The sequence below is a fragment of the Rhodanobacter sp. UC4437_H4 genome (assembly GCF_052978425.1).
The window spans coordinates 1,826,809-1,853,392 of sequence record NZ_CM129673.1; the positions used below are offsets into that span (position 1 = coordinate 1,826,809).

The following is a 26,584-nucleotide window of genomic DNA, read 5'->3' on the forward strand; positions in this document are numbered from 1 at the left end:
CCACCCCCCTGCCCGTCCGCCTTGATCCGGATCAACCCGCCGGAAGTCGCGTCAACCTGCCGCAGCGTCTTTGATGCAGGGAATGGAGAATAGGGAATCGGGAATCGGGGAAACACGCACGCCGAGGTGCTCCCGCTGGCGAAACGCTTCACACGCAGGCATCGCCCGTCCTCGGTGAAGCGCTTGGCTCGCGCGGCGTGTCGACGGGCATGATGCTCTATTCCCTATTCCCTATTCCCTATTCCCCATTCCCGGCCTTTCAGCGCTTGAGCGGTTCGACCTGCTGCTCGATGGAGCCGAAGATCGAGGCGCCGGCGGCGTCGGTGACGTCGATCTTCAGGCGGTCGCCAAACTTGAGGAACGGCGTGGACGGCTTGCCATCGCGCAGCGTTTCCACGGTGCGCTGCTCGGCCAGGCAGGAGGCGCCCTTGCCGGTGTCCTGGTTGGCGATGGTGCCGGAGCCGACGATGGTGCCGGCGGTGAGCGGACGCGTTTTCGCCACGTGGGCCACCAGCTCGGCGAAGGAGAACTGCATGTCCACGCCACACTCGGCCTCGCCGAACCAGGCGCCGTTGAGCCAGGTGCGCATCGGCAGGTGCAGCTTGTCACCCTGCCAGGCGTCGCCCAGTTCGTCGGGCGTCACCAGCACCGGCGACAGCGCGGAGCGCGGCTTGGACTGCAGGAAGCCGAAGCCCTTGGCCAGCTCGCCCGGAATCAGTCCGCGCAGGCTGACGTCGTTGACCAGGCCCACCAGCTGGATGTGTCCGGACGCCTGCGTCGGCGTCGCCGCCATCGGCACGTCGTCGGTGACCACGATCACTTCCGCTTCCAGGTCGATGCCGAAATCCTCGCTGGGCACCACCACCGGATCGCGCGGGCCGAGGAAGCCGGCGCTGGTGGCCTGGTACATCAGCGGGTCGGTGTAGAACGAGGCCGGCACCTCGGCGCCGCGCGCCTTGCGCACGCGCTCCACGTGCGGCAGGTAGGCCGAGCCGTCGACGAACTCGTAGGCGCGCGGCAGCGGCGAGGCCAGCGCGTGGACGTCCAGCGCAAAGGCGCCAGCGGCATGTCCGGCATTCAACTCTTCGGACAGCGCATTGAGCCGCGGCGCCGCGTTCGACCAGTCGTCCAGCGCCGCCTGCAGCGTCGGCGCGATGGCGTCGGCCTTCACCGCGCGGGAGAGGTCGCGGCTGACCACGATCAGCGTGCCGTCGCGGCCGCCTTCCTTGAGAGATCCGAGTTTCATCGTGTCGCCTTGTATGTGCTTCGTGGATGGATGGCCGTCACGGCGCGAAGTGCTTCGCGATGCCCTGCCAGCAGGCGTAATAGTTCTGCTGCAACTGCGGCGCGTCCAGCGCCTGCTGCGTGGGCCGGATCACCTTGCGCGTCTCGAACATGAAGGCCATGGTGGCGGTGATGACGTCAGGCTTGGACAGGTCGGCAGTCGAAGCCTTTTCGAACGTCGCCGCATCCGGGCCGTGCGCGCTCATGCAGTTGTGCAGCGAGGCGCCGCCGGGCACGAAGCCCTCGGCCTTGGCGTCGTACACACCGGTGATCAGGCCCATGAACTCGCTGGCCACGTTGCGGTGGAACCACGGCGGCCGGAACGTGTGCTGCGCGACCAGCCAGCGCGGCGGGAAGATCGCGAAATCCACGTTTGCCGTGCCGGCGGTGTCGCTGGGCGAGGTCAGCACGGTGAAGATCGACGGATCGGGATGGTCGACGCTGATCGAGCCGATCGTGTTGAAACGGCGCAGGTCGTACTTGTACGGCGCGTAATTGCCGTGCCAGCCGACCACGTCCAGCGGCGAATGGCCGATCTTCGCCGACCACAACGCACCCTGGAATTTCGCCACCAGTTCGAACGCGCCCTCGACGTCCTCGTACGCTGCCACCGGGGTGAGGAAGTCGCGCGCGTTGGCCAGGCAATTGGAGCCGATCGGGCCGAGATCCGGCAGCCGCAGCAGCGCGCCGAAGTTCTCGCAGACGTAACCGCGCGCCTCGCCATCGAGCAGGTCCACGCGGAAGCGCACGCCACGCGGAACCACCGCGATCTCCTGCGGCTCCAGCTCGATCACGCCCAGCTCGGTGGCCAGCCGCAGCCGACCCTGTTGCGGCACGATCAGCAGCTCACCGTCGGCGTCGTGGAAGAACCGCCCCTGCATCGAGCGATTGGCCGCATACAGATGGATGCCGATGCCCGCCTGCTCCGCCGGCCCGCCATTGCCGGCCAGGGTGACCAGGCCGTCGATGAAATCCGTCGGCTGCGCCGGCAGCGGCAGCGGATCCCAGCGCAACTGGTTCGGCGTGGCCGGCGCCTCGTCGAAACGGTTGTGGAAGGTGGCATGCGCCAGCGGCTGGAACGGCTGATGCACCGCCGCCGGGCGGATGCGATACAACCAGCTGCGCCGGTTGCTGTGGCGCGGCGCGGTGAATGCGGTGCCGGAGAGCTGTTCGGCGTAGAGGCCGTGGGCCACGCGCTGCGGCGAGTTCTGGCCGACGGGCAGCACACCCTTGATCGCCTCGCTGGCGAATTCGTTGGCGAAGCCGGATTGGTAGCCTGGTGACAGGTTCACTGCGGGTGCTCCGAATTTCGTGTTCAAGGTAGCCATGCCCTTCGACTTCGCCTGTCCTGAGCTTGTCGAAGGGCTCAGGGTGATCGGTTCTCACCGTACCGTTCGCGCTGAGCGTAGCTTGCGCAGCAAGCGGAGTCGAAGCGACTCAGGGCGAGCGTTGATGCCGGTGCTTGCCCTTGGCCAAGCCGCCAATCTTTTTCCAATCGCCTGCCATGTACGTCAGCTTCGCACGACTCCAGCCTTTCAGTTTGCGCTCCATGACCAGGGCTTCGTAACGCGTTTCAAAACCTTCCGTGTGGAGCAATTTCAGTGGGCGCCGGCTTGAGGTGTGGACGCTGCCCTTGCCTTCGTCATGCTGCGCCAGTCGTTTGCTCGGATCGTCGGTATGACCGATGTAGAAACTGCCGTCGGCGCATTCGAGGATGTACAGGGTGAATTCCATTTCGCTGGCTTCCTTGCCGTCTGGTCGCTTGCGTGCCCTTCGACTTCGCCGCTGCGCGGCTACGCTCAGGGTGATCGGTTCAGACAATCCGCTCGCCCCGAGCGTAGGCCCGAAGGGCCGAAGTCGAAGGGTCGCCCAAGTCCGGGACTACAGAACCCCGCGCTTCATCTGGTCCCGTTCGATACTCTCGAACAGCGCCTGGAAATTTCCCTCGCCGAAGCCCTCGTTGCCCTTGCGCTGGATGATCTCGAAGAAGATCGGGCCGATGCAGTTCTGGGTGAAGATCTGCAGCAGCAGGCGCTTCTTCGTTTCCTTGTCGGCGTCGATCAGGATCTTGTTCTTCGCCAGCCGCGGCACGTCCTCGCCGTGCCCGGGGATGCGCTCGTCGATCACCTCGAAATAGGTGTCGGGGGTGTCGAGGAACTCCACGCCGGACGCGCGCATCTTCTCCACCGTGGCGTAGATGTCGTCGGTGAAGCAGGCGATGTGCTGGATGCCTTCGCCGTGGTAGGCGTCGAGGTATTCGTTGATCTGGCTCTTCGGGTCGTTCGACTCGTTCAGCGGGATGCGCACGACGCCGTCCGGCGCGGTCATCGCCTTGGAGACCAGGCCGGTCTTGGCGCCCTTGATATCGAAGTAGCGGATTTCGCGGAAGTTGAACAGCTTCTCGTAGTAGTCCGACCACTTCTGCATGTTGCCGAAGTACAGGTTGTGGGTGAGATGGTCGATGAAGGTGAGGCCGAACCCGGTCGGGTTCTGCTCCGCCCCCGCGATCGCCACGTAGTCGGCGTCGTAGATGCTGCCGAGGTTGCCGTAACGGTCGACCAGGTACAGCATGCAGTCGCCGATGCCCTTGATGACCGCCGCGTTGACCGCCTTGCTGGCTTCCTTGTGGCCGACCTGCTCGCCGCCGTTGTCGAGCACCGCCTGCAGCACCTGCGCGCCGGGCTTGCGGAAGCGGATGCCGAAACCGCAGGCGCTGGGGCCGTGGGCCTTGGCGAAATCCGCGGCGAAGGAATCGGGGTCCTCGTTGACCAGGAAGTTCACGCCGTTCTGCCGGTAGACGGTGATTGGCCGCGACTTGTGTTTCAGCACTGCCGCGAAGCCCATCCGCTTGAACAGTTCGTGCAGCTCCCCGGCACGACCGGCGGGCGCGGCGAACTCGACGAATTCGAAGCCGTCGATCCCCATCGGGTTGTCGAAGGTGCTGACCTGCATGCCAAGGTTGGGCTGGGCGTTCATGGCGCTCTCCTGATTGTCGGTGCACGATGGCCGCCCACGAGCGTGCCATCACCACTGGTAATCCTTCGTTATAGTTACAAATGAAACCAATTGCAAGGAACCCGTCCATGTCCCTCCGCCACAAGAGCACGCCGGCCCGCGCCGAGCACGCCCCGTTGCAACTGGAGCACTTCCTGCCCTACCGGCTGTCGATCCTGTCCAACACGATCAGCCAGACGATCGCCGACGACTACCAGAGCCGCCACGATCTCTCGGTGACGGAATGGCGGGTGATGGCGGTGCTGGCCCGCTTCGAAGGGCTGTCCGCGCGCGAGGTGGCCGAGCGCACGGCGATGGACAAGGTGGCGGTGAGCCGCGCGCTGGCGCGCCTGGTCGCCGCGGGCCGGGTGGATCGCACGGTGCACGACAACGACAAGCGCCGCTCGGTGCTCAAGCTCAGCGCCGCCGGCTGGGCCATCCACGACGACGTCGCCCCGATGGCCCGCGCCCGCGAACGTGAAGTGCTGGCCAAACTCGATGCCGAGGAGCGCCAGTGGCTGGAGCGGATACTGGACAAGCTGCTGGCCTGAAGGCCGAGAATGGGGAATAGGGAATCGGGAATGGGAGAGCACAGCGCCGCGGCGTGAGCTTTGACGATTCTCCATTCCCTATTCCCCATTCCCGGCCTCAACGCACCCCGTGCATCAACCGGTTCACCAGCGGCGCGATGGCGAGCAGCAGCACGCCGGCGCCGAGCAGCAGCCAGAAGCTGAAAGTGAAGCCGTCGAGTGCGGCGCTGGCGGTGAGGCCGTGGGTGCCGGTGATGCGGCTGCCGAACAGGCCGGACAGGTTGCCGCCCACCGCCAGTGACAGGAACCAGCCGCCCATCGCGAAGCCCACCAGCTTCGGCGGCGCCAGCTTGGTCACCATCGACAGGCCGATCGGCGACAGGCACAGCTCGCCCAAGGTCTGCATCACGTAGCACAGCACCAGCGGCCAGAACGGGATCAGCCCGTCGGTGCCCAGCAGCTGTCCCAGTGCGTACACCAGCACCAGGAAACCCAGCGCGTTGAAGACCAGGCCGAAGCCGAACTTGCGCGGGATCGAGGGCTCGCGCCGACGCCTGTCCAGCCACGCCCACACCGCCGCCACCAGCGGCGCGAACACGATGATGGCCAGCGGGCTCACCGACTGGAACCAGCCCACCGGGAAGGTCCAGCCGCCGAACAGCCGGCGATCCACCAGGTTCTCGGCGAGGAAATTGAAGGTGGTGCCGAGCTGGTAGTAGAACATCCAGAACAGCACGTTGAAGGCGAAGATGATCAGCATCGCGATCACCCGCCGGGTCTGCACCCGGCCGTGCCGCGCCGCCTCCGTCAGCAGCATCGCCGCCACCACCACGAACAGCGCACCCAGCACCCATTGCAGGCCGCGCGCGCCGATGCCCGAGAGCAGCCAGTACATCACCGGCACCGCGGCGAACGTGCCGGCCGCCACCCACAGCACGCGCCAGCGGCTTTCCGCGCCGTTCGCAGGCCGGCCCACGCCCTTGAGCTGGCGCCGGCCGAACCAGAACCACAGCAGGCTCAGCAGCATGCCCACGCCGGCGGTGATGAACACCAGCCGGTAATTCTGCTCCAGCGGGGTGGCGGTGAACTGCGCGGCCATCCAGCCGGTAAGCAGCGGCGCAATCAGCGCGCCCGCATTGATGCCCATGTAGAACAGGGTGAAGCCGCGGTCGCGGCGCGGGTCGTCGCGGCCGTAGAGCTGGCCCACCATCGAGGAGATGTTCGGCTTGAACAGGCCGTCGCCGACGATCACCAGCGCCAGCCCGAGCAGCAGCATCACGCGGTCGGGCAGCGCCAGCACGAACAGTCCCGCCGCCATCACCGCCGCACCGAGCAGGATCGTGCGCTGATAGCCGATCAACTTGTCCGCCACCCAGCCGCCGAAGATGCCGGTGCCATAGATCAGTGCGGTGTACGAACCGAAGATCGCGCTGGCCCAGGCCTGGCCCGAACTGTCGCCGTGGTAGAACTCGGCCACGATGTACAACGCCAGCGCCCAGCTCACGCTGTAGAACGCGAAGCGCTCCCAGAACTCGGTCATGAACAGCATCCACAGCGGTCGCGGATGCCCGAGCAATGGCGGGAAATCAGGCGTCGGGACGACGTCGACGGTACCGGTCTGGCTCATGCAAGTCCTTCATCGGCATGCGTGAGGCAGCCGCAAGCGCCCAGATGTAACCGGGCGCCAAGCGTCGCGTCAATGGTTGAGAGTCAGGGAGTGGGGAATCGGGAATCGGGAATCGGAAGAGCGGGACGAGGCTTCGCGTTGCCGCTTTGACCATTCCCTATTCCCTACTCCCTATTCCCTGCCTTCACCTAACCCCGTGCATCAGCTTGTTGATCAGCGGCGCGAGCAGGAACAGCAGCACGCCGCCGCCGAGCAGGATCCAGAAGCCGGAGGTGTAGCCGGAGAGGGCCGAGTCCACGGTCATGCCGGACTCGCCGCTGACGTGGGCGGCGAACAGGCCGGCCAGGTTGTTGCCGATCGCGGTGGACAGGAACCAGCCGCCCATGCCCAGCCCGACCAGCCGCACCGGCGCCAACTTGGTCACCATCGACAGGCCGATCGGCGACAGGCACAACTCGCCGGCGGTCTGCAGCACGTAGCACAGCACCAGCGTCCACAGCGGAATCATGCCGTTGTCGCCGACCAGGCTGGACAAGGCATACATCAGCACCGCGAAACCCAGCGCGTTGCCGATCAGGCCCAGGCCGAACTTGCGCGGGATCGACGGCTCGATGCGCCGCTTGTCCAGCCAGCCCCAGGCCAGTGCGATCAGCGGCGCCAGCAGCACGATCGCCACCGGGTTGACCGACTGGAACCAGCCGATCGGGAACATCCAGCCGCCCAGGTCGCGATCCACGATGTGCTGCGCCAGGAAGTTGAACGAGCTGCCGGCCTGTTCGAAGAACATCCAGAACAGCACGTTGAAGGTGAAGATGATCAGCATCGCGATCACCCGCTGGATCTGCACGCGGCCGGTGCGGATCGCCTCGATCACCAGCATCACGCCCACGCCCAGGAACAGCGCGGTAAGCAGCCACTGCAGCACCACCGCGCCGGCGCGATCCATCAGCAGGTACACCAGCGGGATCGCCACCAGCACGCCGATCGCCACGTACACCACGCGCATCGGGTTGGCCATCTCCGGCGAGGGCCGGCCGACCGGACCGAGCTGGCGCCGGCCGAACCAGAACCACACCAGGCTGATCAGCATGCCCACGCCGGAGGCGGCGAACACCACGTTGTAGCTGTGGTGCCCGGGCGTGCCGAACACCTTGTTGGCCAGGATGCTGGTCAGCACCGGCGCAATCAGCGCACCGGCGTTGATGCCCATGTAGAACAGCGTGAAGCCGCGGTCGCGGCGCGAGTCGCCCGGCGCGTAGAGCTGGCCGACCATCGAGGAGATGTTCGGCTTGAACAGGCCGTTGCCGACGATGATCGTGGCCAGGCCCAGCATGAACACCTCGTGGCTGGGCAGCATGATCATGAACAGGCCGGCCGCCATCACCACCGCGCCGAGCAGGATCGAGCGCTGGTAGCCGAGGATCTTGTCGGCCACGTAGCCGCCGAACACCGCGGTGGCGTAGACCAGCGCCAGGTACGCGCCGTAGGTGCGGCTGGCATCCGCCTGGCCGGCGTCGTTGCCGTCCCAGAACTGCGCCACGATGTAGAGCGTGAGCGCCCAGCGCATGCCGTAGAACGCGAAGCGCTCCCAGAACTCCGACATGAACAGCATCCACAGCGGTCGCGGGTGGCCAAGCAGTTGCGGGTATTCCGGCAGCGGCGCGGCCGTGGAGTTGCTCGTCGTCATGGGGTTTCCGTGAGAGTGATGCGCCAGCTGCGGCCGGCGTGATCGCAAGATATTGCGTCGAAGATGTAACCGGCCCACGGCGCGCCGTCAACCCGCGGCACGCCGGCGCACCGTCGCCACCGCCATGCTTCGTCGCGCGACGAAACCTCCCCGCGGCCGCCGACTTACACTGCGGGCATGCGCAAAACCGTCTGGCCCGAACACCTGTTCAAACCCGCCGCCGCACTGGCCGAACCCAGCCGCGCCGCGATGCTCGCGGCCCTGCTGGATGGCGTCGCCCTGCCTGCCGGCGAGCTGGCCCAACTGGCCGGCATCAGTGCCGCCACTGCCAGCGCGCACCTGGCGCGACTGGTCGCCGAGGGCTTCGTCGCGGTCGAGCCGCAGGGCCGCCACCGCTACTACCGGTTGGCCAATGCCGACGTGGCCGCCGCCCTGGAGGCGATGGCCAGCCTGATGCCACGACCGCCACCGCGCCAGCGGCCGGGCGATCCGTCGCTGTGGCGTGCGCGGTTGTGCTACCACCATCTGGCCGGCCAGCTCGGCGTGCTGTTGCGCGAATCGCTGCTGCAACGCGGCTGGCTGCAACTCGATGGCGACGGTTGCGGCCTCAGCCGGGCAGGACGCGACGCGCTGCAGCGGCTCGACCTGCTGGCCGCCGACAGCCCCGCCACCTTGCGCGGCCGGCTATGCCTGGACTGGACCGAACGCCGCCATCACGTCGGCGGCACGCTGGGACGCGATCTGGCGCACGGCATGATCGATCGGGTCGGCTGGCTGCGCCGGCGGCCGAGCAGCCGCGCACTGACACCTACCCCGCTGGGCGCGGCGGCGCTGGCGCGCGAGTTCGGCATCGACGCCGACGCGCTCGACGCCGTTTCCGGCTGAGCGAGTCGCCGTCGTCAGACGCCGAGTTCGGTGCGCACGTCGAGCAACTCGGGGAAAAACTCCAGGTCCAGTGCCTTCTTCAGGAAACTCACCCCGGACGAGCCGCCGGTGCCGCGGCGATGGCCGATGATGCGCTCCACCGTCTTCATGTGGCGGAAGCGCCACAGCTGGAAGCTCTCCTCCACGTCCACCAGTTGCTCGCACAGGTGGTACTCCGGCCAGAAATCCGCACGGCCCTCGTAGATGCGCTTGAGTACCGGCAACAGGCCCGCGTTGCGGCGGTAGGGCTGGGTCCAGTCGCGATCGAGCAGCTCGGCCGGCACCGCATGGCCGCGGCGCGACAGGTAGCGCAGGAACTCGTCGTACAGGCTGGGTGCCTCCAGCACCGCACGCAATCCGGCCTGCGCGACCGGGTCATGCGCGAACACCTTGAGCATCGCGGCATTCTTGTTGCCCAAGGTGAACTCGATCTTGCGGTACTGCAGCGACTGGAAACCCGACGATGGCCCCAGCACGCCGCGGAACTCCAGGTATTCCGACGGAGTGAGCGTCTCCAGCACCGCCCATTGCTCGAACAGTTGGCGCTGCACCTGCTTCACCCGCGCCAGGATCTTCAGGCAGGCATCGACGTCATCGCGCTGCAGGTGCGCCACCGCGGCGGTGAGCTCGTGCAGCATCAGCTTCATCCACAGCTCGGCCACGTGGTGCTGCACGATGAACAGCATCTCGTCGTGATGCGGCGGATTGCTCAGCGGCTGCTGCGCCGACAGCAAGGTGTCCAGCTGCAGGTAGCCGCCGTAGGTGATCTGTCCGTTGAGGTCGGTCTGGATGCCCGCTTCGAGATCGCGCTGGTTGTCGCTCATGGTGTTCCGTCGTGTCATCGGAAACGGGCATGGTAACGGCTGGGGCGACGCATGAACCTTGATCCAGGACAGAGGCGCAGCCCTCCCCGTGCGCGATGCTTTCCGGAACGGAATCCGGGATTCGCGGAAGCATCGCGCACGGAGTGCTCTCCTGCAGGGGTTTCGGGCTCCGCAACCGCCCTTCCATACCGCCACGCATGCTGCACTGTACCTTGCAGTGCAACATGCCAGCCTGTTATCAAGCGCGGTCTTGCGCAGTCGTTTGCGGCCCGATCGCAACCGGCGGGACATGCGCCACCAGGTTTTCCTCTGTACTCACTCCGGAGCGAGTCGTGACCATCGCCGCCAAGTTTGAAATCGAATACCTGCAGTACCTCGATGCCGAAGGCAAGGAAGTCCGCAAGGATCTCCCGGCCTTCGCCAAGGACCTCGACCACATGGTCGAGCTGTACAAGCTGATGCTGTCCACCCGCGTGTTCGACGCCAAGTCGATCGCGCTGCAGCGCACCGGCAAGCTGGGCACCTACGCCAGCTGCCTCGGCCACGAGGCTGCCCATGTCGGCATCGGCAGCGCGATGAAGCCCGAAGACGTCTACGCACCGAGCTACCGCGAATACGGCGCGCAGCTGTATCGCGGCGTGCAGCCGCGCGAGGTCTACATGTACTGGGGGGGCGACGAACGCGGCAACGACTACCAGAAGGAGCCGGCGCGCCACGACTTCGCGTGGAGCGTGCCGATCGCCACGCAATGCCTGCACGCGGCCGGCTCGGCGCTGGCGTTCAAGATCCGCGGCGAGAAGCGCGTGGCGGTGTGCACCATCGGCGACGGCGGTTCGTCCAAGGGCGATTTCTACGGCGCGATCAACATCGCCGGCGCGCAGAACCTGCCGCTGGTGGCGGTGATCGTCAACAACCAGTGGGCGATCTCGGTGCCGCGCAAGATCCAGTCCGGTGCGCCGACGCTGGCACAGAAGGGCATCGCGGCCGGCCTGTTCTGCATCCAGGTCGACGGCAACGACATCATCGCGGTGCGCAAGGCGATGGAGGACGCACTCGATCGCGCGCGCAACGGCGAAGGCGGCAGCGTGCTGGAACTGGTCACCTATCGCCTGGGCGACCACACCACCGCCGACGACGCGCGTCGCTACCGCGGCAAGGAAGAGGTCGACGAGGCCTGGGCCAAGGAGCCGATGAAGCGCCTGCGCAACTGGCTGGTGAAGAAGAAAGTGTGGGACGACGCCAAGGAAGAGGCGTGGAAGGCCGAATGCGACGAGTGGATGGACAACGAGGTCAACGCGTACCTGGAAACCAGGACCCAGCCGGTCTCGGCGATGTTCGACTACACCTTCGCGGAGCTGCCCGCCGACCTCGAAAAACAGCGCGACCACGTTCTCTCGCTTGACCAGAAGGCCCACTAAGCCATGGCACAAATCACTCTCATCGAAGCGGTCACCCAGGCGCTCGCCTACGAAATGGCCCATGACGAATCGGTCGTGGTGCTGGGCGAAGACGTCGGCGTCAACGGCGGCGTGTTCCGCGCCACCCAGGGCCTGCAGGAAAAATTCGGCGAACTGCGCGTGCTCGACACGCCGCTGGACGAAACCACCATCGCCGGCGTCACCGTCGGCCTCGCCGTGCAGGGCATGAAGCCGGTCGCCGAGGCGCAGTTCGAGGGCTTCATCTACCCGATGATGGAGCAGATCGCCTGCCATGCCGCACGCATGCGCAACCGCACCCGCGGCCGCCTCACCGTGCCGGCCGTGTGGCGTGCGCCGTGGGGCGGCGGCATCCGCGCACCGGAGCATCACTCCGAGGCCAACGAGCACCTGTTCACCAATATCCCCGGCCTGCGCGTGGTGCTGCCCTCCTCCCCGGCGCGCGCCTACGGCCTGCTGCTGGCCGCGATCCGCGACCCCGATCCGGTGATGTTCTTCGAGCCCAAGCGCATCTACCGCCAGTACAAGGAAGAGGTGCCGGACGATGGCGAAGCCCTGCCGCTGGACGTGTGCTTCGTGCTGCGCGACGGCAGCGACGTCACCATCGTCACGTGGGGCGCGCAGGTGAAGGAGTCGCTCGAAGCGGCCGACGCGCTGGCCGCCGAAGGCATCAGCGCCGAAGTGATCGACGTGGCCACGCTGACCCCGCTGGACTTCGACACCATCGCCGAGTCGGTGGCCAAGACCGGTCGCTGCGTGATCGTGCACGAAGCCCCCAAGACCGCCGGCTTCGGCGCCGAGATTGCCGCCCGCCTGGCCGAGGAATGCATGTACGACCTGCTTGCCCCGGTAGAACGCGTCACCGGCCCCGACACCCACATCCCGCTGTTCCGCCTGGAAATGAAATACCTGCCGAGCGTGGAACGCGTCGTCGACGCGGCGAAGCGCACGTTGGCGGCAAGCTGAGCTTGCCGCCGGGAATCGGGAATAGAGAATAGGGAATGGGCAAAGCCAAAGCGCAATGCCCGCCCGCTCTTCCGATTCCCCATTCCCTATTCCCTATTCCCGGAAAAACCAATGGCTGACATCAAGACGTTCTACCTCCCCGACCTCGGCGAAGGCCTGCCCGACGCGACCGTGGTCGAGTGGCACGTGAAGGTGGGCGACACCATCAAGCTCGACGCACCGCTGTGCTCGATGGAAACCGCCAAGGCGGTGGTCGACGTGCCCTCGCCGTACACCGGCAAGGTCGTCAAGCTGCATGGCGCACCCGGCGACATCATCGAGACCGGCGCCGCGCTGGCCGAGTTCGAGCCCGATCCGAACGCCAAGCAGCGCGCCGAGGCCGAGGCCACCGGCCACCACCACGGCCCGAAAAAGCCGGCCGCCGGCGTCGGCACGCCCACGCCGAACCCGGACGACGCCGACGACCAGGTGATCGCCTCGGACGAAGGCGGCGAGATCGCGCAGACCGGCAAGGAGCGCGAGGACGAAGGCACCGTGGTCGGCGCGATGGTCAGCGGCAACACCGTGCACGTCGAGCAGGCCGCCAGCATCGGCGGCGTGAAGGCGGTGCCGGCGGTACGCGCGCTGGCGAAGAAGCTCAAGGTCGACCTCTCCCGCGTGCGCCCCAGCGGCGCCGGCGGCGTGGTCACGATGAAGGACGTCAAGGACGCCGCCGCGAACGGCACCGCCGCGCTCGGTGCCGCGCCGGCACGCGCTGTGCCGGCCTCTGCCGGACGCCATCTGGCGCCCGAACTGCCGCGGCCGGAACCGCAACGCAGCCCGGTCTCGCTGGCCGGCAAACCGGTGCGCACCGCGCCGCCGAGCGTCACCGCCAGCGGCCAGCCGGAACAGTTGAAGGGCGTGCGCCGCAACATGGCCCGCGTGATGGCCGACGCCCACGCGCAGGTCGTGCCGACCACCCTGGTCGACGACGCCGACCTGCACGCCTGGATCGGCAAGCAGGACATCACCGCGCGCCTGATCCGCGCGATCGTCGCCGCGTGCAAGACAGTGCCGGCGCTGAACGCGTGGTTCGACGGCAAGAACCTCACCCGCACGCTGCACCCGCAGGTGGACATCGGCATCGCGGTGGACACCGACGACGGCCTGTTCGTGCCGGCGTTGCGCAACGCCGACATGCTCGACGCGGCCGGCATCCGCACCGCGATCAAGCGCCTGCGCACGCAGGTCGAGGACCGCACCATCCCGGCCTCCGAGTTGTCCGGCTACACCATCAGCCTGAGCAACTTCGGCATGTTCGCCGGCCGCTACGCCACGCCCGTCGTGGTGCCGCCGACCGTCGCCATCATCGGCGCCGGCAAGCTCGGCCACGACGTGGTGGCGGTGATGGGCGGCATCGAAGTGCACCGGCGCATGCCGATCAGCCTGACCTTCGACCACCGCGCCGCCACCGGCGGCGAAGCCGCCCGCTTCCTCAAGGCGCTGCTGGACGATCTGTCCCTGCCGAACTGAGCGGGCGACCCCCGGCAGAAAACAGGGCGCCCGCGGGCGCCCTGTTTCTTTCACGCTCGCGGGCGGGCACGGCCCGCCCGTTCCCGGACAACATCCTGCGCTACCGGCGACGCGCAGTACCGCCGTACCCGATCCAGATCCGTTCGCACTTGAGGGCGAGGAAGTCGAGGCGCTGCCCTCCGACTTCGGGCGCGCAGGCCGGCGCGCGGGGAAACCGGTCGGCGGCAGCGCTCGCCGTCGTCTCCCACCGTGCCTCGGCAACCTCAAACCGCCGTCCGTCACCTGACGTGTTCCCGGCAATGCCGCCACTGGCAACACTGCCGGGCAATGCACTCCGGAACCGGCCCGATGACTCCTCCGCCCGACGCGACGACGCCTGCCAGCGACAGCCTTTGCGCCTCCGATCCACGGATACGCAATTCACCGGCGGCGGCCTTCGCTGGCACGCGACCACCTGCGCACGGAAAATCCGTGCTGCAGGCCGCGGCGACGGGCTGGTTCGTGGTGGCCGGACTGGGCCAGCTGATCTTCGTCACGTACCTGTTCGGCTTTTACGGCCGCACCGCGCTGCTCGGCCAATTCGACGCCTGGAACCGGATCTTTCCACGCGCCCACGTGGCGGGAGATCCGCTGCACAACGCCGCGGTGGCCGCGCACCTGGCTTTCGCGGCGCTGATCACCATCGGCGGCCTGCTTCAGTTGGCGACGGGCGTGCGGCGGCGGTTCCCGCGTTTCCATCGCTGGAACGGACGCATCTATCTCGCCTCGGCGTTCGTGATGGGCGTGGGTGGCCTGGCGATGGTATGGACGGGAACCAAGGTGGGCGGCCCATGGCAGCACGTCGCGATCAGCATCAACGCGATCCTGATCCTGTTGTGCGCGGCGATGGCGTTGCGCCACGCCATGGACCGTCGCTTCGCACTGCATCGGCGCTGGGCGCTGCGCCTGTTCCTGGCGGTGAGCGGCGTGTGGTTCTTCCGCATCGGCCTGACGTTCTGGATATTGCTGAACCAGGGGCCGGCGGGTTTCGACCCGGAGACGTTCACCGGGCCGGCGCTCACCACCCTCGCGTTCGCCCAGTACCTGCTGCCGCTGGCCGTGCTCCAGCTCTACTTCCACGCGCAGGACCGAGGCGGGTCGCGCGGACGCACGGCCATGGCCGCGAGCCTGTTTGCCGCGACGCTGCTGACGGCGGCCGGCATCTTCGCCGCGTCGATGATGCTGTGGCTGCCGCATCTGCGGTAGCGCCAGCTTGCTATCGCTGCGCCATGCCCGCCAGGGATTCACCACCCAAACCGGAAGACTTCGCGCGTGCCCGGCGGGTGGCGCCCGTTCAATAATCGCGCACGTCCAGCAACAGGAAACAGCGCGCGCTGTAGTCGCCGGCTTGCGGCCATGCGACGCTGGCGAGCGCCAGCGTGCCGGCGGTCCACAGCTCGTTGTCGAGCAGTGCCTCGCAGCGCGAATCGCCATCCGCGGCATGGCTGTGCACGAGGCGCACCCAGTGCAGTTCGGGGCTGAGCGCTTCGCGCTTCAATGCCGCCTCGATCGACGCCAGCGCCTCGGTGGGCATGCTGGCGGCATCCGCGCCGCGTGCACTGAACGGGCCGATGAACACGTCCCACGTGCGCACGCCGATCTCCCACGCGGCAATGCGCATGCGGCGGTCGTCGGTGACGTACCAGCACGCGGCCAGCAGCGGGTGGAACGCATCGTGCTCGAACGCGCGCAGCGCGTCGCGGCAACCGGTGTCGCCGCCGCCCGCTCCGGCGAAGCTCTCCTCGATGTAGCGCTCCTCGCTCAGCACCACGTCGACGTCGAGCCGGCCGGGCTCGCCCGCCGCACCCGCATGCCAGGCAGCGCGGATCGCCGGAAAGTCGCCGTCGGTGACCAGCCAGCCGTCCTCGTCCGCTTCCAGCTCGACGTCGTGGCGCTCGAACAACTGCAACAGGTATTTCTGCAACGCCGCGCTGTCCATCGTCATGCCTGCGAGGGGGTGGTGTCGTTCGACGGCAGCTCGCGCCAGGTCAGGTAGACACGCAGGTCGAACTCCAGCTGATGGTAGTCCGGCAACATGTGCGTGCACAGCTGGTAGAACGCCTTGTTGTGCTCCATCTCTTTCAGGTGCGCCAGTTCGTGCACCACGATCATCTGCAGGAACTCCGGCGCAGCGGCCTTGAACAGGCTGGCCACGCGGATCTCCTTTTTCGCCTTGAGCCGCCCGCCCTGCACGCGCGAGACCGCGGTGTGCAGGCCAAGCGCGTTGCGCAGCACGTCGAGCCTGGCGTCGTACAGCACCTTGTCGATGCCGGGTGCATTCTTCATGTGCTGCTGTTTCAAGGCAGCCACGTAGGCATACAGCGCCTTGTCGCTCTGCACGTCGTGGCGCGCCGGGTAACGCCTGGCCAGGTGCTCGCCCAGGCGCTCCTGCGCAATCAGCGCGCGCACCTTGCCCTGCAGCGTGGCGGGGTATGCCTGGAGATACTTGAGCGCGACCATGCGGCCATTCTCGCACTGCGCCGCCTCGATCCGGGTGGAGCGCCCACGGAAGTCGCGCGGATGCGACGACGCGCGCCGCTACATGTCGAAGCGGTAACTCAGCTTGACCAGCAGTTGCTCGTCGTCGCGCAACGCAAAGCTGTTGCCGAGGACATCGCCCGTGTGGCGCGCCAGGCCATCCATCGCGTAACCGCCGCGGCCGTAGACCACGTACAGGTAGGACAGCGGAGCCAGCTCGTAGCGGTAGCGGATCTGCAGGCCGAGGTTGCGCACGTTGAAGTCGTCGATCGGCTCGTCGCTGGCCTCGGCGCGGCCGCTGGCGCCGACGCGGTAGCCCCCGCGCAGGCGCGCGTCCAGCCCGATCGCCTGCAGCTTCACGCGCAGTTCCTGGCGCGGGTCGATGGCCCAGTCGAAACCGGCATCGAGTTGCAGCGTGTGCTGGTCGAAGCGGCCGATCAGGTTGTCGTGCTGCCAGACCAGCCAGTCCGGAATGCGCTGCCAGGACGGCCCGGCGTACACGCTGAAGGCGTCGTTGATGAAGTAGGTGGGCACGAACTCGATGTCGAAGGCGGCCTGCCGGTTGCCGCCGAGGCCGCCGGTGAAAACCTCCGCATCCAGCTTGAACGCCCAATCGCCGTGGCGCGGACTGATGCGCTCGTAGAAGAAATCCAGCGACGGCGGCAGGAACAGCGCGCCATGCCCGCGCGTCAGCAAGTCGTCCCAGCCGGCCGTGTTGACGTTGAGCTGTGCATCCTCGGTGGTGCCGTCGCGCAACGTGCTGGTGCGGCGGATGCGCAATTGCCGCCGCAGGCGCAGGCCGTGGTCGTTGTCCAGCGCGTCGATGCGAAAATGCCAGTCGTGCGAGCTGTAGGCCGAGTCCGCCGGCAGCGAGGCGTAGCGCTTGCGCACCTCCCAGTGGGCGTAGTTGAAATTGTTGCGTTCGAGGTAGCCGAAATCGTTGACCTGCAGCCGGTCGCCGAAGTGCATGCCCAGCCATTGCTGGCGCCAGCCGTCGCCCATTTCCAGGTCGGCGATGACGGTGCCGCCGCTATCGCGCGTGTGCGTTCCCGATTGCAGGATGTCGCTGGCCACCACGTTGGTGGCGATGGTCAGCTGCGCGGTGGGCTGCCAGTGGTGATCGACGCCGAGCACGGTCGCCTCGCGATCCAGCCATGGCCGGTCGACGCGGGTCAGCAGCATGCCCAGGCTCTGCGTGCCGAAGTCGTGGGTCACCCGCGCGGCCCCGAAGAAGCGCCCGGCCTGACCGTCCTCGTCGGCGGCCAGCACGCCGTAGCTGGTGGTGCCGACGCTGCCGTTGAGCTTCACCGCGGCGTCGATGTCCGCCGCGCCCATGCCATCGTCCGAAGGACCACCGACGCGGCGCGTGTAGACCAGCTGGCTGTTGTCGTCGAGCAGGCTGAAATCGAAGATGCCCTGGTTCTCGGTGAAGAACGGGCGCTTGTCGCTGACGTAGGTTTCGGTGGCGCCGAAGTTGACCACCAGGTCGTCGCTCTCGACCTGGCCGAAATCCGGGTTCAACGCCGCGGTCAGCTGGAACTGGCCGTTCGGTTTCCACAGGATGTCGGCGCCCTGCTGGAAATGGCTGCGGCCGCGCACGTTGTCGTACAGGCCCGACGCATACGGCGTGATCGCAAACAGCGACTGGTGGTACTGCGGCACCTCGATCCGCTCGAACTCGGACAGGAAGCGCGGGCGCATGAAGCTGGCCACCGGCCATGCGTCGCGTTCGCCGGTGGAGCCGGTGACGCGATCGAGATAGATGCCGAGCGTGCGCTGGCCGTCCTTCGCCGCATGCATCGGCGCGGTGTACCAGGGGATCAGGATCTCCACGCTCCAGCCGGCCGCATCTTCGCTCACCGCGTGCTGCCAGCTGCCGTCCCAGTCCTTGTTGAACCGGCTCTCGTTGGTGATCACCGCATCGTTGATGCCGTTGGTCGAGCTGACCACGAAATCGTAGCCGGTGCGCCCGTCGCCGTTGAAGTCGACCATCACGTTGACGCGGTCCACCTGGTCGTCGAAATCGCGCTGCACGCGCTGGCGCGTGCGCGGCACCTCCGGTGGCTGGTCGCAGCGGAACGCCACCGCCAGCCCCTCCGGCGTCGCCAGCACCCAGGCCTCGGTATGCAGCGTGCCGGGCTGGCCGTTGAGCGGCTGGGTCTGGCGAAAATCGGTGATGTGTCGTGCGCCGGCCCACTCGGCCGGCTGGATGTGACCGTCAATCTCGACGGCGAGCGCCGGCGCCGAGGCCGCGGCCAGGGTCAGGAACAACAGGCATGCAAGGCGCATGTCGGGGAATCCACGGGGAGAGAATGCCGCGCGGCGCAGTGGAACCGGCGCGCTCGGCATGGGGTAGATGCACAGCTTGCCGCGAAGGTTTGAATGCCTCGACGGCCATTGGTCATGCAAAGGGCATGACGCGGGCGCGGCCCGCGCCGCGCCGGGACACGATCAGCGCTTGCGCCCCCACCACCACTGGCGCAGCACCAGCGCCGGCACGATCACCGCGGCAAATGCGCCGTAGCCCCACAACGCGGGCAGCACCTGCTGCCAGATCGACCCGCTGACCGGGCCGAATTCGCCCGGCTCCGGCAGCACGGCCGAATCGAAACCGGCAAGCGCGGCGAGCGCGGTGGCGATGCCGGCCAGCAGCAGCACCAGCACGTCGAACGTGCGCCGGCCCGCCGTTCGCGGCAGGCTGCGCGGCCAGATCCAGTAGATCACGCACAGCACCAGCAGCCAGGGGGCCAGCAACAGGATGGACAGGTAACGCACGGATATCTCCTTTCAGGGCGCGGCGGCGAGTCGGAACGGCGAGAGCACCGCGGCCATTCAATCCTGCGTCGCGAGCTGGTCCAGCGCGAGCCGCAGGCGCGTCAGCGCCTGCTCGCGCGCGGCTTCGTCCGGATAATCCGGCGTGCTCGCCACGGCCTCGCCATCGATCTCCAGCACCAGATTCGCGCCGCGCACCTGCACCACGGCCGCGGTGGCGCCCAACTGCTTCAGGCGCTTCTGGCTTGCACCCGCCGCCTTGGGGTCGGCGAACGGCACCGACAGCAGCAGCTCCTCGCCCTCGGCCGAGAACAGGCGGAAACGAAAGCGGCCGTCGTCGTCGCGAAAACTGGCCAGCCGTGCGACGCGCTGCACCTTCGCCGGCCGCGCCGGGCCCGCCGCTGCGCCAGCCGTGCGCATCGCACGCAAACCCAGCACCTCGCGCAGGCCGGCCACTTTCGGCGTGGCGATCGCCCGCGCCTTGCGCGCGCCTTCCTGCAGGATCACCTCGATCGCGGCCGGGTCGGCCATCAGCGTGTCGTAGCGCTCGCGCATCGGCGCCACGTCGGCTTCGATGCGCTCGTACAGCACCTGCTTGGCTTCACCCCAGCCGAGCCCCTCCTCCAACGCGCGGCGGAATGCCGCCGTTTCGGTCTCGCTGGCAAAGGCGCGGAAGATGGTGAACAGCGCGCAGCTGTCCGGGTCCTTCGGCTCGCCGGGCAGGCGCGAATCCGTGACGATGCGCATGATCGCCTCGCGCAGCTGCTTCTTGCCGCCAGCGAACAGCGGGATGGTGTTGTCGTAGCTCTTGGACATCTTGCGTCCGTCGAGCCCCGGCAGCGTGGCCACCTGCTCCTCAATCAGCGCCTCGGGCAGCACGAAGAATTCGCGCCCGTGCAGATGGTTGAAACGCTGGCCGAGGTCGCGCGCCATCTCGATGTGCTGGATCTGGTCGCGCCCCACCGGCACCTGGTGCGCATCGAACGCCAGGATGTCGGCCGCCATCAGCACCGGATACATGTACAGGCCGGCGGTGATGCCGGCGTCGGCGTCCTCGCCTGCCGCGGCGTTCTTGTCCACCGCCGCCTTGTATGCGTGCGCGCGGTTGAGCATGCCCTTGGACGCGATGCAGGTCAGGAACCAGGTCAGCTCGGGGATTTCCGGGATGTCCGATTGCCGATAGAACGTCACCCGCGCCGGATCGAGCCCCGCCGCCAGCCAGCTCGCCGCAATCTCCAGCCGCGACCGCTCGATCCGCGCCGCGTCGTCGCTCTTGATCAACGCGTGGTAATCGGCCATGAAGTAGAACGCGTCCACGTCCGCCCGTCGACTGGCCGCGACGGCGGGACGGATCGCCCCGACGTAGTTGCCCAAGTGGGGGGTGCCGGTGGTGGTGATGCCGGTAAGGACTCGAGTCTGCATGCTGCGCTGCGCAAGTAAAGATTTCAGTTTACGTCATCGCCCCGCCAAGGCAATCCGGCCGCGGGCGTCACGCGATGGTTGAGTGCGATCGCGACCAATGAATGCCTCAGCGGATCAGCGTGGATTTGCCGAACAGCGACTCGATCAGATCCACTGCCAGTTTGGCGGTGGCGTTGCGGCGGTCGAAGGCGGGGTTGAGTTCGACCAGGTCGAGCGAGGCCATCCGGCCGCTGTCGGAGATCATCTCCATGCACAGCTGCGCCTCGCGATAACCGGGGCCGCCGCGCACAGTGGTGCCGACACCGGGCGCGATGCTGGGATCGAGGAAGTCGACGTCGAAGCTGACGTGCAGGTGGGTGTTGTCGTCCATGCCTTCCAGTGCCTGCTCCATCACCCGCTTCATGCCGTCCTCGTCGATCCGGCGCATGTCGAAGATGCCCACGTTGGCTTCGCGCACGAGCTGCTTTTCGCCGTAGTCGACCGAGCGGATGCCGATCTGGCGGATCACGTCGGGGGTGATCGCGGGGGTGGCGCTGCCGATGTGGGTGAGCACCCGGGGGCCGCGGCCGCACAGGCAGGCCACCGGCATGCCATGGATGTTGCCCGACGGCGTCGCCTCGGCGGTGTTGAAATCCGAATGCGCGTCGAGCCACAGCACGCGCAGCTGCTTGCCGGTTTCACGGCAGTGGTCGGCCACCGCGCTGATCGAGCCGATGGCGAGGCAATGGTCGCCGCCGAGCATGATCGGCAGGCGGCCGGACTGAAGCTCCTGGCGAACAGCCGTATAGACGGCCGTATTCCATGCGGCCACTTCGTCGAGATGGCGATAGCCGTCGACCGGCGGCAGCCACGGATTGAGCGGCCCCTGCAGGTTGCCGCGGTCGATTACCTGCAGGCCGCGCTGTTCGAGTTTGGCGGCCAGGTTGGCGACGCGCATGGCTTCCGGCCCCATCGAGGCGCCACGGTGGCCGGCGCCGATGTCGGTGGGAACGCCGATCAGTGAAACGGTTTGTGTGTTCATGAAGTTCTTGCCTGCGGTGGAGTCCGGCGCGCACGCTGACGCGGTGCACCGGCACGGTGGATCACGCGGCGTCCATGGCGCTGTACCGGGACATCGCGCAAACATGGTGCGCGGTCGTGGACGCAAGAATGCATGCGCGGCGATAACCGCCGCGCATGGTGCAAGTCTAACGGATCAGGTCGTGGGGGCCGCGTCACGCGCGATGCATGGCCCACCACGCCATGACGGGCGGGTGGCCTGCGACGACAGCGGAACCCGAGGCCCGTGGGCTGCCATGGCCACGCTCTGGCCCGCGCGCCGTGTGGTGGCATGACGGAAGGACAATGCCAGCCTCCGCCGGACCGACGAAGGGGCAAGCGGGCGTGTCGAGGTAGGCCACGCAACGCCCGTCTTGCGCCTTGACGCGGTGGACGTCAAGGACGGATCTGCTGCGGACAACAGCTTGCCTTCGCCGGAACGACGAGCCCGAAACCGGGTCGGGACGCCGTCAAGTCAGAGGTGCGTCGTCGCGCATGCGTTCGAGTTCATCCTCGCGGCGCGATCGCGCGCCGGCCCGCCACGTCACCAGATCGCCCGCCGCACGCGCTGTCGCGCCCGCGGTAGCTGGTTTGGCCGGTTTCCCCCACAGCATCCCTGCAAACAGCTGCAAGCCGCGCCAAAGGGCGGGCTGCACATACGGTGTTTGCATGTCGATCACTCCCGGCTACCCCTGCGTAGCCGTTGAAGCGATCGTAACAAATTTCGCGACGCACGCACGCCGCGCCGCAACGTACCGCCAAGCTTTGGGCTCAGGACACGGCGGTCATCGGGGAGCGGCGTACCTCGGCGTACTGCACCAGCGGGATGCTGAAATCGTTGCAGATCATCTCCACGCGGGCGGCGGTACCGGAGCTGGCGTGCTCCTCGCGGGCCAGGCCGCGGCCCAGGCGGATGGCATGGGCAAAGCGCAGGCGGTCGAACAGGACGTCCGGGCCGCTGCAGATGCGCCACAGGCCGTGGCGGCTTTCCTTGATGGTCAGGACCACGCTCATGGGCGCCCCCTCGGCCGAAGAATAGAGACCGATGCGCGCAGGGGCGCACCGGAGCTTGCCAAGGATGTGTCGAGGCCTGGCGCCGGGTCTGTCAGCGCAGGCCTACAGTTGCTGTGGGGAGTCGGCGCGCCGCGGGCGGATGGCGCGGCGGCGGCCATGCAGGCGGATGGTGCCGGCACCAGGAATCGAACCCGGGACCTGCTGATTACAAATCAGCTGCTCTACCAACTGAGCTATGCCGGCGCAGGCGGGGATTCTAGCAGTGGGGCGCTGCGCTCGCTCAGAAGCAGCGGATGTCGTGCGTGCCAAGGTCGCTGGCGCCGAGGTACTGGCGCCAGTCGAAGGGTTGGGCGGTGGCGATGGCGAGGTCGAGCCAGTACTCCGGGACGCTTTCGCTGCGCTCGCTCATGCGCGCGGGAAAGCCGGCGGCGGCCACCTGGTCCAGGCGCTTGCGCGCATTGGCCGGGTCGCGGAACAGGCCGAGCGACACCGTGTTGGCCTGGTCGCCGGAGCCGACCACGAAATAGTCGTTGATGTTTTTCGCGGCAAGCTGGCGGGCCGTCTGCAGCGCCTGCGCACGGCTGGCGGCGGCGGGCAGGTAGACCCACCACGCGCTGGGCTGGGTGGTCTGTTGCTGGCGCGAGCGCATGCGCGCGACGTGCCGGTCCAGCGCCTGGCGCGCGCTGCGCAGGTCCTGCGGCGTGTCGAACGGCCCCAGCGCCATGCAACGAAAGCCTTGCGAGGCATCGACGGCCGCGGCCGGCGTTTCGGGCACCGCGATCGTGCCTTCCGCCGCGGGCAGTTCCGACAACAGTTGCAGTGGCGCCACGCCCGGGTCGGTGGCGTCGCCGACGTGCCGGTAGGGCTGGCCCAGCAGCAGCCATGCTCCGACCGCGATATTCAGCGCGCTCAACAGGACAAACAGCAGACGCAGGAACATCGAACCCCCATCAAGACCGCCAACCACTCATTCTAGTGGCTGGCCGGCGTCGGCATGTGCGCATCCGCCCACAATGCCAGGCCACGCAACACGCTGTCCTGGCCGACTTGCACGGGCAGCGACAGCAACGGCGCCAGTCGCGGCGCATCGCCGCCGTCGAGGATCAGCGCCGGTTCGCCGCCCAGGCGCGGACGCATCTGCGCATGGAAGCGCTCGATCAGTGCGGCGGCGGCCTGCCAGCAGCCGGAGGTCACCGCATCGGCGGTGTTGTCGGCCAGCTGCAGGATGTCGCCGGGTCGCTGCGGGCGCACCAGCGCAGTCGCGTCGAGCAGCGAGCGCTGCATCAGCTGCACGCCCGGCGCGATCAGCCCGCCCAGGTGCCGGCCATCGGCGGCCAGCGCATCGAGCACCAGCGCGGTGCCGGCGCTGGCGAGCACGCACGGCTCGCGATGGGTGGCATGCGCGGCAACCATGGCGAGGAAGCGATCCACGCCCAGCCGTTGTGGCTCGGCATAGGCATTGCGTACGCCACAGGCGCTGGCCGGGGTGCGCAGCCATTCGGGCGCGCTGTCGAATGCCTGCCGCAGGACGGCGGCAACGCGCTGCTCGCGCGCGTCGTCGACCACCGACGCGCCGACCACCTGGGTCGATCGCGGAAAACCCGCCCACGCCGCATCCGGCAGCGTGGCCAGATCCTCGCGCCACTCCAGCACGCCCTGCGCCAGCCATGCGGGCGACGGTCCCTGCAGCGCCCATTTCAGGCGCGAATTGCCCAGATCCAGCAGCAGTCTCATGCGCGGCGCACCGTGACGTCGGCGCTGTCGATGCGCCGCTCGCTTCCGTCAGGCAGTTGCACCCGCAAGGCGCCGCGCGCGTCGATGCCTGCGCCGAGTGCGTCGAACGTGCCGAGCGCTCCGCTGAGTTGCAGCGGCCGGCCGCGCAGCAGGTCGTGGCGCGCATAGTCGGCGGCGAAGGCGTGGAAGCCTTCGCGCTCGAACTCGGCCAGGCCTTGCGCCAACGCAGCGATCAGCGCCGCGGCCACGCGGTTGCGATCCGGCGGCGCGCCCGCGCACAGGCTGGCCAGGTCGGTGGCCGGCTGGCCGGCCTGGCCTTGCAGGGCCGGGGTCAGGCGCAGGTTGAGTCCGATGCCGATGATCGCCGAACACGGCCCCTGGAATTCGCCGCTGAGCTCGACCAGGATGCCCGCCAGCTTGCCGCTGCCGTCGCTGGCCAAGACATCGTTCGGCCATTTCAGCCCCGCACCGGCAACGCCCAGTTCATCCAGCGCGCGCAGCACGATCACGCCGATCGCCAGCGACAGGCCGCCCAGCGCCGCGAAGCCCGCACCGAATCGTTTCAGGCAGGAGAGATAGATGTTCAACCCCGGCGGCGACAGCCAGTCGCGACCGCGCCGGCCGCGCCCGGCACTCTGCGATTCGGCCAGCACCACGCAAAGGTCGGCTGCATCGGCAAGCCGCCGCTGCAGTTCGCTGGAGGTCGAGTCGAGCTCGTCGTGCACTTCCAGCGTACCCAGCGTGCGTGCGACATCGGCCGGCAAGGCGGCGCGGATGCGCTGCGCGTCGAGCATCTGCAGTGGCCACGGCAGGCAATAGCCGGCCCGGCCGCGGGTCTGCACCGGCACGCCCCGCGCACGCAGTGCCTCGACCTGCTTCCAGATCGCCGCCCGGGTCACCCCGCTGCGCTCGGCCAGCGCCGCGCCGGAAAGCGGTGCGCCGGGAGCCAGCAAGGCCAGCAATTGCAGCGGCTGCATCAGCGAACCCGGCGCGCGGCAGCGCGCGCCGTGGGGGCAGCGCGAGGCAGGGGAACGGTGGAGAAAAGAACCATCGAATCATTCTAGCCTGCCGCACGCTGCACTGCGGCACGCGCGCCCGCCGCTTGCACTGGCAGCAGCGCCCGGTTTCTGCGACGATCGGATTCTTCGCTTGCGGCCTGGGGAGTTTCACTGCCATGCGCGCCACCCACCGGATCATCGCTTGCATCCTGTGCCTCGCCTTCGCCGGCGCGACAGCAGCGGCCAGCCTCGATAGCCGGGGCGTGGACAGCGGCAGCCCAACCGCAAGCAACGCGTCATCGCACGATAGCGAAGACGGCATCGCCGGCGACGTGCTGGGCATGAACCGCGAGAACAGCAGCCCCGGCAGCAGCAGCACCAGCGGCGCCGTGCGCAGCAGCAACGACCGTTCCGGCGCGGCTTCGCCGGCACCGGCCCCTGCGCCCCGGCCACATCTGGGTTGGCAATCGCTGCTGCCTGGGTCGATCCAGTAAGCGTTCGGCGGCATGCCGCGCCGTTGGTGGACATCCCTGCGGGCACACTTTGAACCTGCACCGATCGCCGACCCGCTGTGGCGGCGAGCCTTGGCGGCCTGTCCGCTGGCGCGCCGGCTGGACCCCGCGCGACAACTGCAACTGCGCCAGCTCGCCGGCATCTTCCTGGCGCGCAAGCGTTTTCACGCGCTGGCCGGCGCGGTACTGGACGACTACTGGCGATTGCTGATTGCCATGCAGGCCTGCCTGCCGGCGCTGCAGCAGGGTGCGACCAGCCTGCGCGGCTGGCGCGACGTGCTGATCTACCCGGGCGAGTTCAAGGTGCGCCGCAGCCACCATGACGACCACACCGGCGTGGTCACCGAGAGCGACGAGGTGCTGATCGGCGAGGCCTGGGAGCATGGCCCGCTGGTGCTGTCCCTGGCCGACGTGCAACTGGACCTGGAGCAGCCGTGGGACGGCTACAACGTGGTCGTGCACGAGATGGCCCACAAGCTGGACATGCTCGACGGCCCGCCCGACGGCGTGCCGCCATTGCGCGAGATTCCGCGGCGGCGCTGGATCGGGGAGTTCCAGCGCGCCTACGACCGCCTGCTGGCCGCCGGCCCCGGCCACGCGCCGATCGACCACTACGCGACCGAAAGCGCCGGCGAGTATTTCGCCGTGGTCAGCGAGCTGCACTACTCGCAGCCAGCCGTATTGCGCGAAACCGAGCCGGCGGTGGCCGAACTGCTGCACGCGTTCTACGGCCCCTCGCCCGCCGACGGCGAGGAACTCGCTGGCGGGTGCCGTCGCTGAGGGAAGTGGCATG

General features: G+C 68.0%; 26 protein-coding genes and 1 tRNA gene. 8 read left to right on the forward strand and 19 right to left on the reverse strand.

Annotated features, from left to right (window positions below; genetic code table 11):
• Window positions 1-259 precede the first annotated feature (259 nt).
• The 4 genes from ACVCL3_RS08505 to hppD all read right to left on the reverse strand — a co-directional run bounded on the left by ACVCL3_RS08505 (window position 260) and on the right by hppD (window position 4,260).
• On the reverse strand, window positions 260-1,246 hold the full coding sequence (locus tag ACVCL3_RS08505; protein ID WP_447097335.1) for a fumarylacetoacetate hydrolase family protein: 987 nt from the start codon (window positions 1,244-1,246) through the stop codon (window positions 260-262).
• A 37-nt stretch (window positions 1,247-1,283) separates the two neighbouring features.
• Entirely contained in the window at window positions 1,284-2,612 is a 1,329-nt protein-coding gene (hmgA, locus tag ACVCL3_RS08510) for a homogentisate 1,2-dioxygenase (RefSeq protein ID WP_395116263.1), read from the reverse strand.
• A 109-nt stretch (window positions 2,613-2,721) separates the two neighbouring features.
• Complete coding sequence (locus ACVCL3_RS08515; protein ID WP_447100999.1) at window positions 2,722-3,018, reverse strand: GIY-YIG nuclease family protein; 297 nt, start codon at window positions 3,016-3,018, stop codon at window positions 2,722-2,724.
• Window positions 3,019-3,165: 147 nt separating this feature from the next.
• Window positions 3,166-4,260, reverse strand: coding sequence for a 4-hydroxyphenylpyruvate dioxygenase (hppD, locus tag ACVCL3_RS08520; protein ID WP_447101000.1), 1,095 nt, complete (start codon window positions 4,258-4,260; stop codon window positions 3,166-3,168).
• Between the two features lie 107 nt (window positions 4,261-4,367).
• On the opposite strand from hppD, the gene ACVCL3_RS08525 reads away from it, so the two are divergent.
• The gene (locus ACVCL3_RS08525; protein ID WP_395116257.1) at window positions 4,368-4,829 is read left to right on the forward strand and encodes a MarR family winged helix-turn-helix transcriptional regulator; all 462 of its coding nucleotides are present in this window, start codon (window positions 4,368-4,370) and stop codon (window positions 4,827-4,829) included.
• Window positions 4,830-4,926: 97 nt separating this feature from the next.
• Here the strand turns inward: ACVCL3_RS08525 and ACVCL3_RS08530 are convergent, their stop codons facing one another.
• A complete protein-coding gene (locus ACVCL3_RS08530) occupies window positions 4,927-6,435 on the reverse strand; it encodes a peptide MFS transporter (RefSeq protein WP_447101001.1) in 1,509 nt (502 codons plus the stop codon).
• 184 nt (window positions 6,436-6,619) lie between these two features.
• Entirely contained in the window at window positions 6,620-8,122 is a 1,503-nt protein-coding gene (locus ACVCL3_RS08535; protein ID WP_395116253.1) for a peptide MFS transporter, read from the reverse strand.
• 177 nt (window positions 8,123-8,299) lie between these two features.
• Here ACVCL3_RS08535 and ACVCL3_RS08540 point away from each other — a divergent pair, with 177 nt between their 5' ends.
• A complete protein-coding gene (locus ACVCL3_RS08540) occupies window positions 8,300-9,007 on the forward strand; it encodes an ArsR/SmtB family transcription factor (RefSeq protein ID WP_395116251.1) in 708 nt (235 codons plus the stop codon).
• 14 nt (window positions 9,008-9,021) lie between these two features.
• Here the strand turns inward: ACVCL3_RS08540 and ACVCL3_RS08545 are convergent, their stop codons facing one another.
• On the reverse strand, window positions 9,022-9,870 hold the full coding sequence (locus ACVCL3_RS08545; RefSeq protein ID WP_395116249.1) for a tryptophan 2,3-dioxygenase: 849 nt from the start codon (window positions 9,868-9,870) through the stop codon (window positions 9,022-9,024).
• Window positions 9,871-10,202: 332 nt separating this feature from the next.
• On the opposite strand from ACVCL3_RS08545, the gene pdhA reads away from it, so the two are divergent.
• From pdhA to ACVCL3_RS08565, 4 genes are all read left to right on the forward strand, one after another.
• Entirely contained in the window at window positions 10,203-11,288 is a 1,086-nt protein-coding gene (pdhA, locus tag ACVCL3_RS08550) for a pyruvate dehydrogenase (acetyl-transferring) E1 component subunit alpha (RefSeq protein ID WP_395116247.1), read from the forward strand.
• A 3-nt stretch (window positions 11,289-11,291) separates the two neighbouring features.
• Window positions 11,292-12,272, forward strand: coding sequence for an alpha-ketoacid dehydrogenase subunit beta (locus ACVCL3_RS08555; protein ID WP_447097340.1), 981 nt, complete (start codon window positions 11,292-11,294; stop codon window positions 12,270-12,272).
• 111 nt (window positions 12,273-12,383) lie between these two features.
• The gene (locus tag ACVCL3_RS08560; protein WP_395116243.1) at window positions 12,384-13,784 is read left to right on the forward strand and encodes a dihydrolipoamide acetyltransferase family protein; all 1,401 of its coding nucleotides are present in this window, start codon (window positions 12,384-12,386) and stop codon (window positions 13,782-13,784) included.
• Window positions 13,785-14,255: 471 nt separating this feature from the next.
• Complete coding sequence (locus ACVCL3_RS08565; protein WP_447101002.1) at window positions 14,256-15,029, forward strand: DUF2306 domain-containing protein; 774 nt, start codon at window positions 14,256-14,258, stop codon at window positions 15,027-15,029.
• Between the two features lie 88 nt (window positions 15,030-15,117).
• Here the strand turns inward: ACVCL3_RS08565 and ACVCL3_RS08570 are convergent, their stop codons facing one another.
• The 12 genes from ACVCL3_RS08570 to ACVCL3_RS08625 all read right to left on the reverse strand — a co-directional run bounded on the left by ACVCL3_RS08570 (window position 15,118) and on the right by ACVCL3_RS08625 (window position 25,258).
• Window positions 15,118-15,762 carry a DUF6348 family protein gene (locus ACVCL3_RS08570; RefSeq protein ID WP_447101510.1) on the reverse strand — a complete coding sequence of 215 codons (645 nt, stop codon included), beginning with the start codon at window positions 15,760-15,762 and terminating at the stop codon, window positions 15,118-15,120.
• A gap of 2 nt (window positions 15,763-15,764) precedes the next feature.
• Window positions 15,765-16,283, reverse strand: coding sequence for a YgjP-like metallopeptidase domain-containing protein (locus ACVCL3_RS08575; protein ID WP_447097343.1), 519 nt, complete (start codon window positions 16,281-16,283; stop codon window positions 15,765-15,767).
• Window positions 16,284-16,361: 78 nt separating this feature from the next.
• A complete protein-coding gene (locus ACVCL3_RS08580; protein WP_447101003.1) occupies window positions 16,362-18,590 on the reverse strand; it encodes a DUF5916 domain-containing protein in 2,229 nt (742 codons plus the stop codon).
• A 162-nt stretch (window positions 18,591-18,752) separates the two neighbouring features.
• Window positions 18,753-19,076 (reverse strand): hypothetical protein, encoded by a 324-nt coding sequence (locus ACVCL3_RS08585; protein WP_447097345.1) that lies wholly within the window; start codon window positions 19,074-19,076, stop codon window positions 18,753-18,755.
• 57 nt (window positions 19,077-19,133) lie between these two features.
• Window positions 19,134-20,495 (reverse strand): tryptophan--tRNA ligase, encoded by a 1,362-nt coding sequence (locus tag ACVCL3_RS08590; RefSeq protein WP_447097346.1) that lies wholly within the window; start codon window positions 20,493-20,495, stop codon window positions 19,134-19,136.
• A gap of 106 nt (window positions 20,496-20,601) precedes the next feature.
• The gene (rocF, locus tag ACVCL3_RS08595) at window positions 20,602-21,516 is read right to left on the reverse strand and encodes an arginase (protein ID WP_447097347.1); all 915 of its coding nucleotides are present in this window, start codon (window positions 21,514-21,516) and stop codon (window positions 20,602-20,604) included.
• 487 nt (window positions 21,517-22,003) lie between these two features.
• Window positions 22,004-22,213 carry a hypothetical protein gene (locus ACVCL3_RS08600; protein WP_447101004.1) on the reverse strand — a complete coding sequence of 70 codons (210 nt, stop codon included), beginning with the start codon at window positions 22,211-22,213 and terminating at the stop codon, window positions 22,004-22,006.
• Between the two features lie 91 nt (window positions 22,214-22,304).
• A complete protein-coding gene (locus tag ACVCL3_RS08605) occupies window positions 22,305-22,547 on the reverse strand; it encodes a hypothetical protein (protein WP_395116221.1) in 243 nt (80 codons plus the stop codon).
• 167 nt (window positions 22,548-22,714) lie between these two features.
• Window positions 22,715-22,790: transfer RNA gene (locus tag ACVCL3_RS08610), tRNA-Thr, on the reverse strand.
• Window positions 22,791-22,827: 37 nt separating this feature from the next.
• Complete coding sequence (locus ACVCL3_RS08615; protein ID WP_447101005.1) at window positions 22,828-23,487, reverse strand: SPOR domain-containing protein; 660 nt, start codon at window positions 23,485-23,487, stop codon at window positions 22,828-22,830.
• 32 nt (window positions 23,488-23,519) lie between these two features.
• Window positions 23,520-24,281, reverse strand: coding sequence for a type III pantothenate kinase (locus ACVCL3_RS08620; RefSeq protein ID WP_447101006.1), 762 nt, complete (start codon window positions 24,279-24,281; stop codon window positions 23,520-23,522).
• The gene (locus ACVCL3_RS08625) at window positions 24,278-25,258 is read right to left on the reverse strand and encodes a biotin--[acetyl-CoA-carboxylase] ligase (protein WP_395116216.1); all 981 of its coding nucleotides are present in this window, start codon (window positions 25,256-25,258) and stop codon (window positions 24,278-24,280) included. Before ACVCL3_RS08625 ends, ACVCL3_RS08620 begins: the two co-directional genes overlap by 4 nt.
• Before the next feature lie 197 nt (window positions 25,259-25,455).
• On the opposite strand from ACVCL3_RS08625, the gene ACVCL3_RS08630 reads away from it, so the two are divergent.
• Entirely contained in the window at window positions 25,456-25,773 is a 318-nt protein-coding gene (locus ACVCL3_RS08630; RefSeq protein ID WP_447097351.1) for a hypothetical protein, read from the forward strand.
• Between the two features lie 12 nt (window positions 25,774-25,785).
• Entirely contained in the window at window positions 25,786-26,571 is a 786-nt protein-coding gene (locus ACVCL3_RS08635; protein WP_447097352.1) for a M90 family metallopeptidase, read from the forward strand.
• Window positions 26,572-26,584 lie beyond the last annotated feature (13 nt).

Excerpts from the sequence above, each read along its gene's own strand:
- ACVCL3_RS08505 (WP_447097335.1), bottom strand. The coding sequence starts at position 1,246 with ATGAAACTCGGATCTCTCAAGGAAGGCGGCCGCGACGGCACGCTGATC.
- hmgA (WP_395116263.1), bottom strand. The coding sequence starts at position 2,612 with ATGGCTACCTTGAACACGAAATTCGGAGCACCCGCAGTGAACCTGTCA.
- ACVCL3_RS08515 (WP_447100999.1), bottom strand. The coding sequence starts at position 3,018 with ATGGAATTCACCCTGTACATCCTCGAATGCGCCGACGGCAGTTTCTAC.
- hppD (WP_447101000.1), bottom strand. The coding sequence starts at position 4,260 with ATGAACGCCCAGCCCAACCTTGGCATGCAGGTCAGCACCTTCGACAAC.
- ACVCL3_RS08525 (WP_395116257.1), top strand. The coding sequence starts at position 4,368 with ATGTCCCTCCGCCACAAGAGCACGCCGGCCCGCGCCGAGCACGCCCCG.
- ACVCL3_RS08530 (WP_447101001.1), bottom strand. The coding sequence starts at position 6,435 with ATGAGCCAGACCGGTACCGTCGACGTCGTCCCGACGCCTGATTTCCCG.
- ACVCL3_RS08535 (WP_395116253.1), bottom strand. The coding sequence starts at position 8,122 with ATGACGACGAGCAACTCCACGGCCGCGCCGCTGCCGGAATACCCGCAA.
- ACVCL3_RS08540 (WP_395116251.1), top strand. The coding sequence starts at position 8,300 with ATGCGCAAAACCGTCTGGCCCGAACACCTGTTCAAACCCGCCGCCGCA.
- ACVCL3_RS08545 (WP_395116249.1), bottom strand. The coding sequence starts at position 9,870 with ATGAGCGACAACCAGCGCGATCTCGAAGCGGGCATCCAGACCGACCTC.
- ACVCL3_RS08555 (WP_447097340.1), top strand. The coding sequence starts at position 11,292 with ATGGCACAAATCACTCTCATCGAAGCGGTCACCCAGGCGCTCGCCTAC.
- ACVCL3_RS08560 (WP_395116243.1), top strand. The coding sequence starts at position 12,384 with ATGGCTGACATCAAGACGTTCTACCTCCCCGACCTCGGCGAAGGCCTG.
- ACVCL3_RS08570 (WP_447101510.1), bottom strand. The coding sequence starts at position 15,762 with ATGGACAGCGCGGCGTTGCAGAAATACCTGTTGCAGTTGTTCGAGCGC.
- ACVCL3_RS08575 (WP_447097343.1), bottom strand. The coding sequence starts at position 16,283 with ATGGTCGCGCTCAAGTATCTCCAGGCATACCCCGCCACGCTGCAGGGC.
- ACVCL3_RS08580 (WP_447101003.1), bottom strand. The coding sequence starts at position 18,590 with ATGCGCCTTGCATGCCTGTTGTTCCTGACCCTGGCCGCGGCCTCGGCG.
- ACVCL3_RS08590 (WP_447097346.1), bottom strand. The coding sequence starts at position 20,495 with ATGCAGACTCGAGTCCTTACCGGCATCACCACCACCGGCACCCCCCAC.
- rocF (WP_447097347.1), bottom strand. The coding sequence starts at position 21,516 with ATGAACACACAAACCGTTTCACTGATCGGCGTTCCCACCGACATCGGC.
- ACVCL3_RS08605 (WP_395116221.1), bottom strand. The coding sequence starts at position 22,547 with ATGAGCGTGGTCCTGACCATCAAGGAAAGCCGCCACGGCCTGTGGCGC.
- ACVCL3_RS08615 (WP_447101005.1), bottom strand. The coding sequence starts at position 23,487 with ATGTTCCTGCGTCTGCTGTTTGTCCTGTTGAGCGCGCTGAATATCGCG.
- ACVCL3_RS08620 (WP_447101006.1), bottom strand. The coding sequence starts at position 24,281 with ATGAGACTGCTGCTGGATCTGGGCAATTCGCGCCTGAAATGGGCGCTG.
- ACVCL3_RS08625 (WP_395116216.1), bottom strand. The coding sequence starts at position 25,258 with ATGCAGCCGCTGCAATTGCTGGCCTTGCTGGCTCCCGGCGCACCGCTT.
- ACVCL3_RS08630 (WP_447097351.1), top strand. The coding sequence starts at position 25,456 with ATGCGCGCCACCCACCGGATCATCGCTTGCATCCTGTGCCTCGCCTTC.
- ACVCL3_RS08635 (WP_447097352.1), top strand. The coding sequence starts at position 25,786 with ATGCCGCGCCGTTGGTGGACATCCCTGCGGGCACACTTTGAACCTGCA.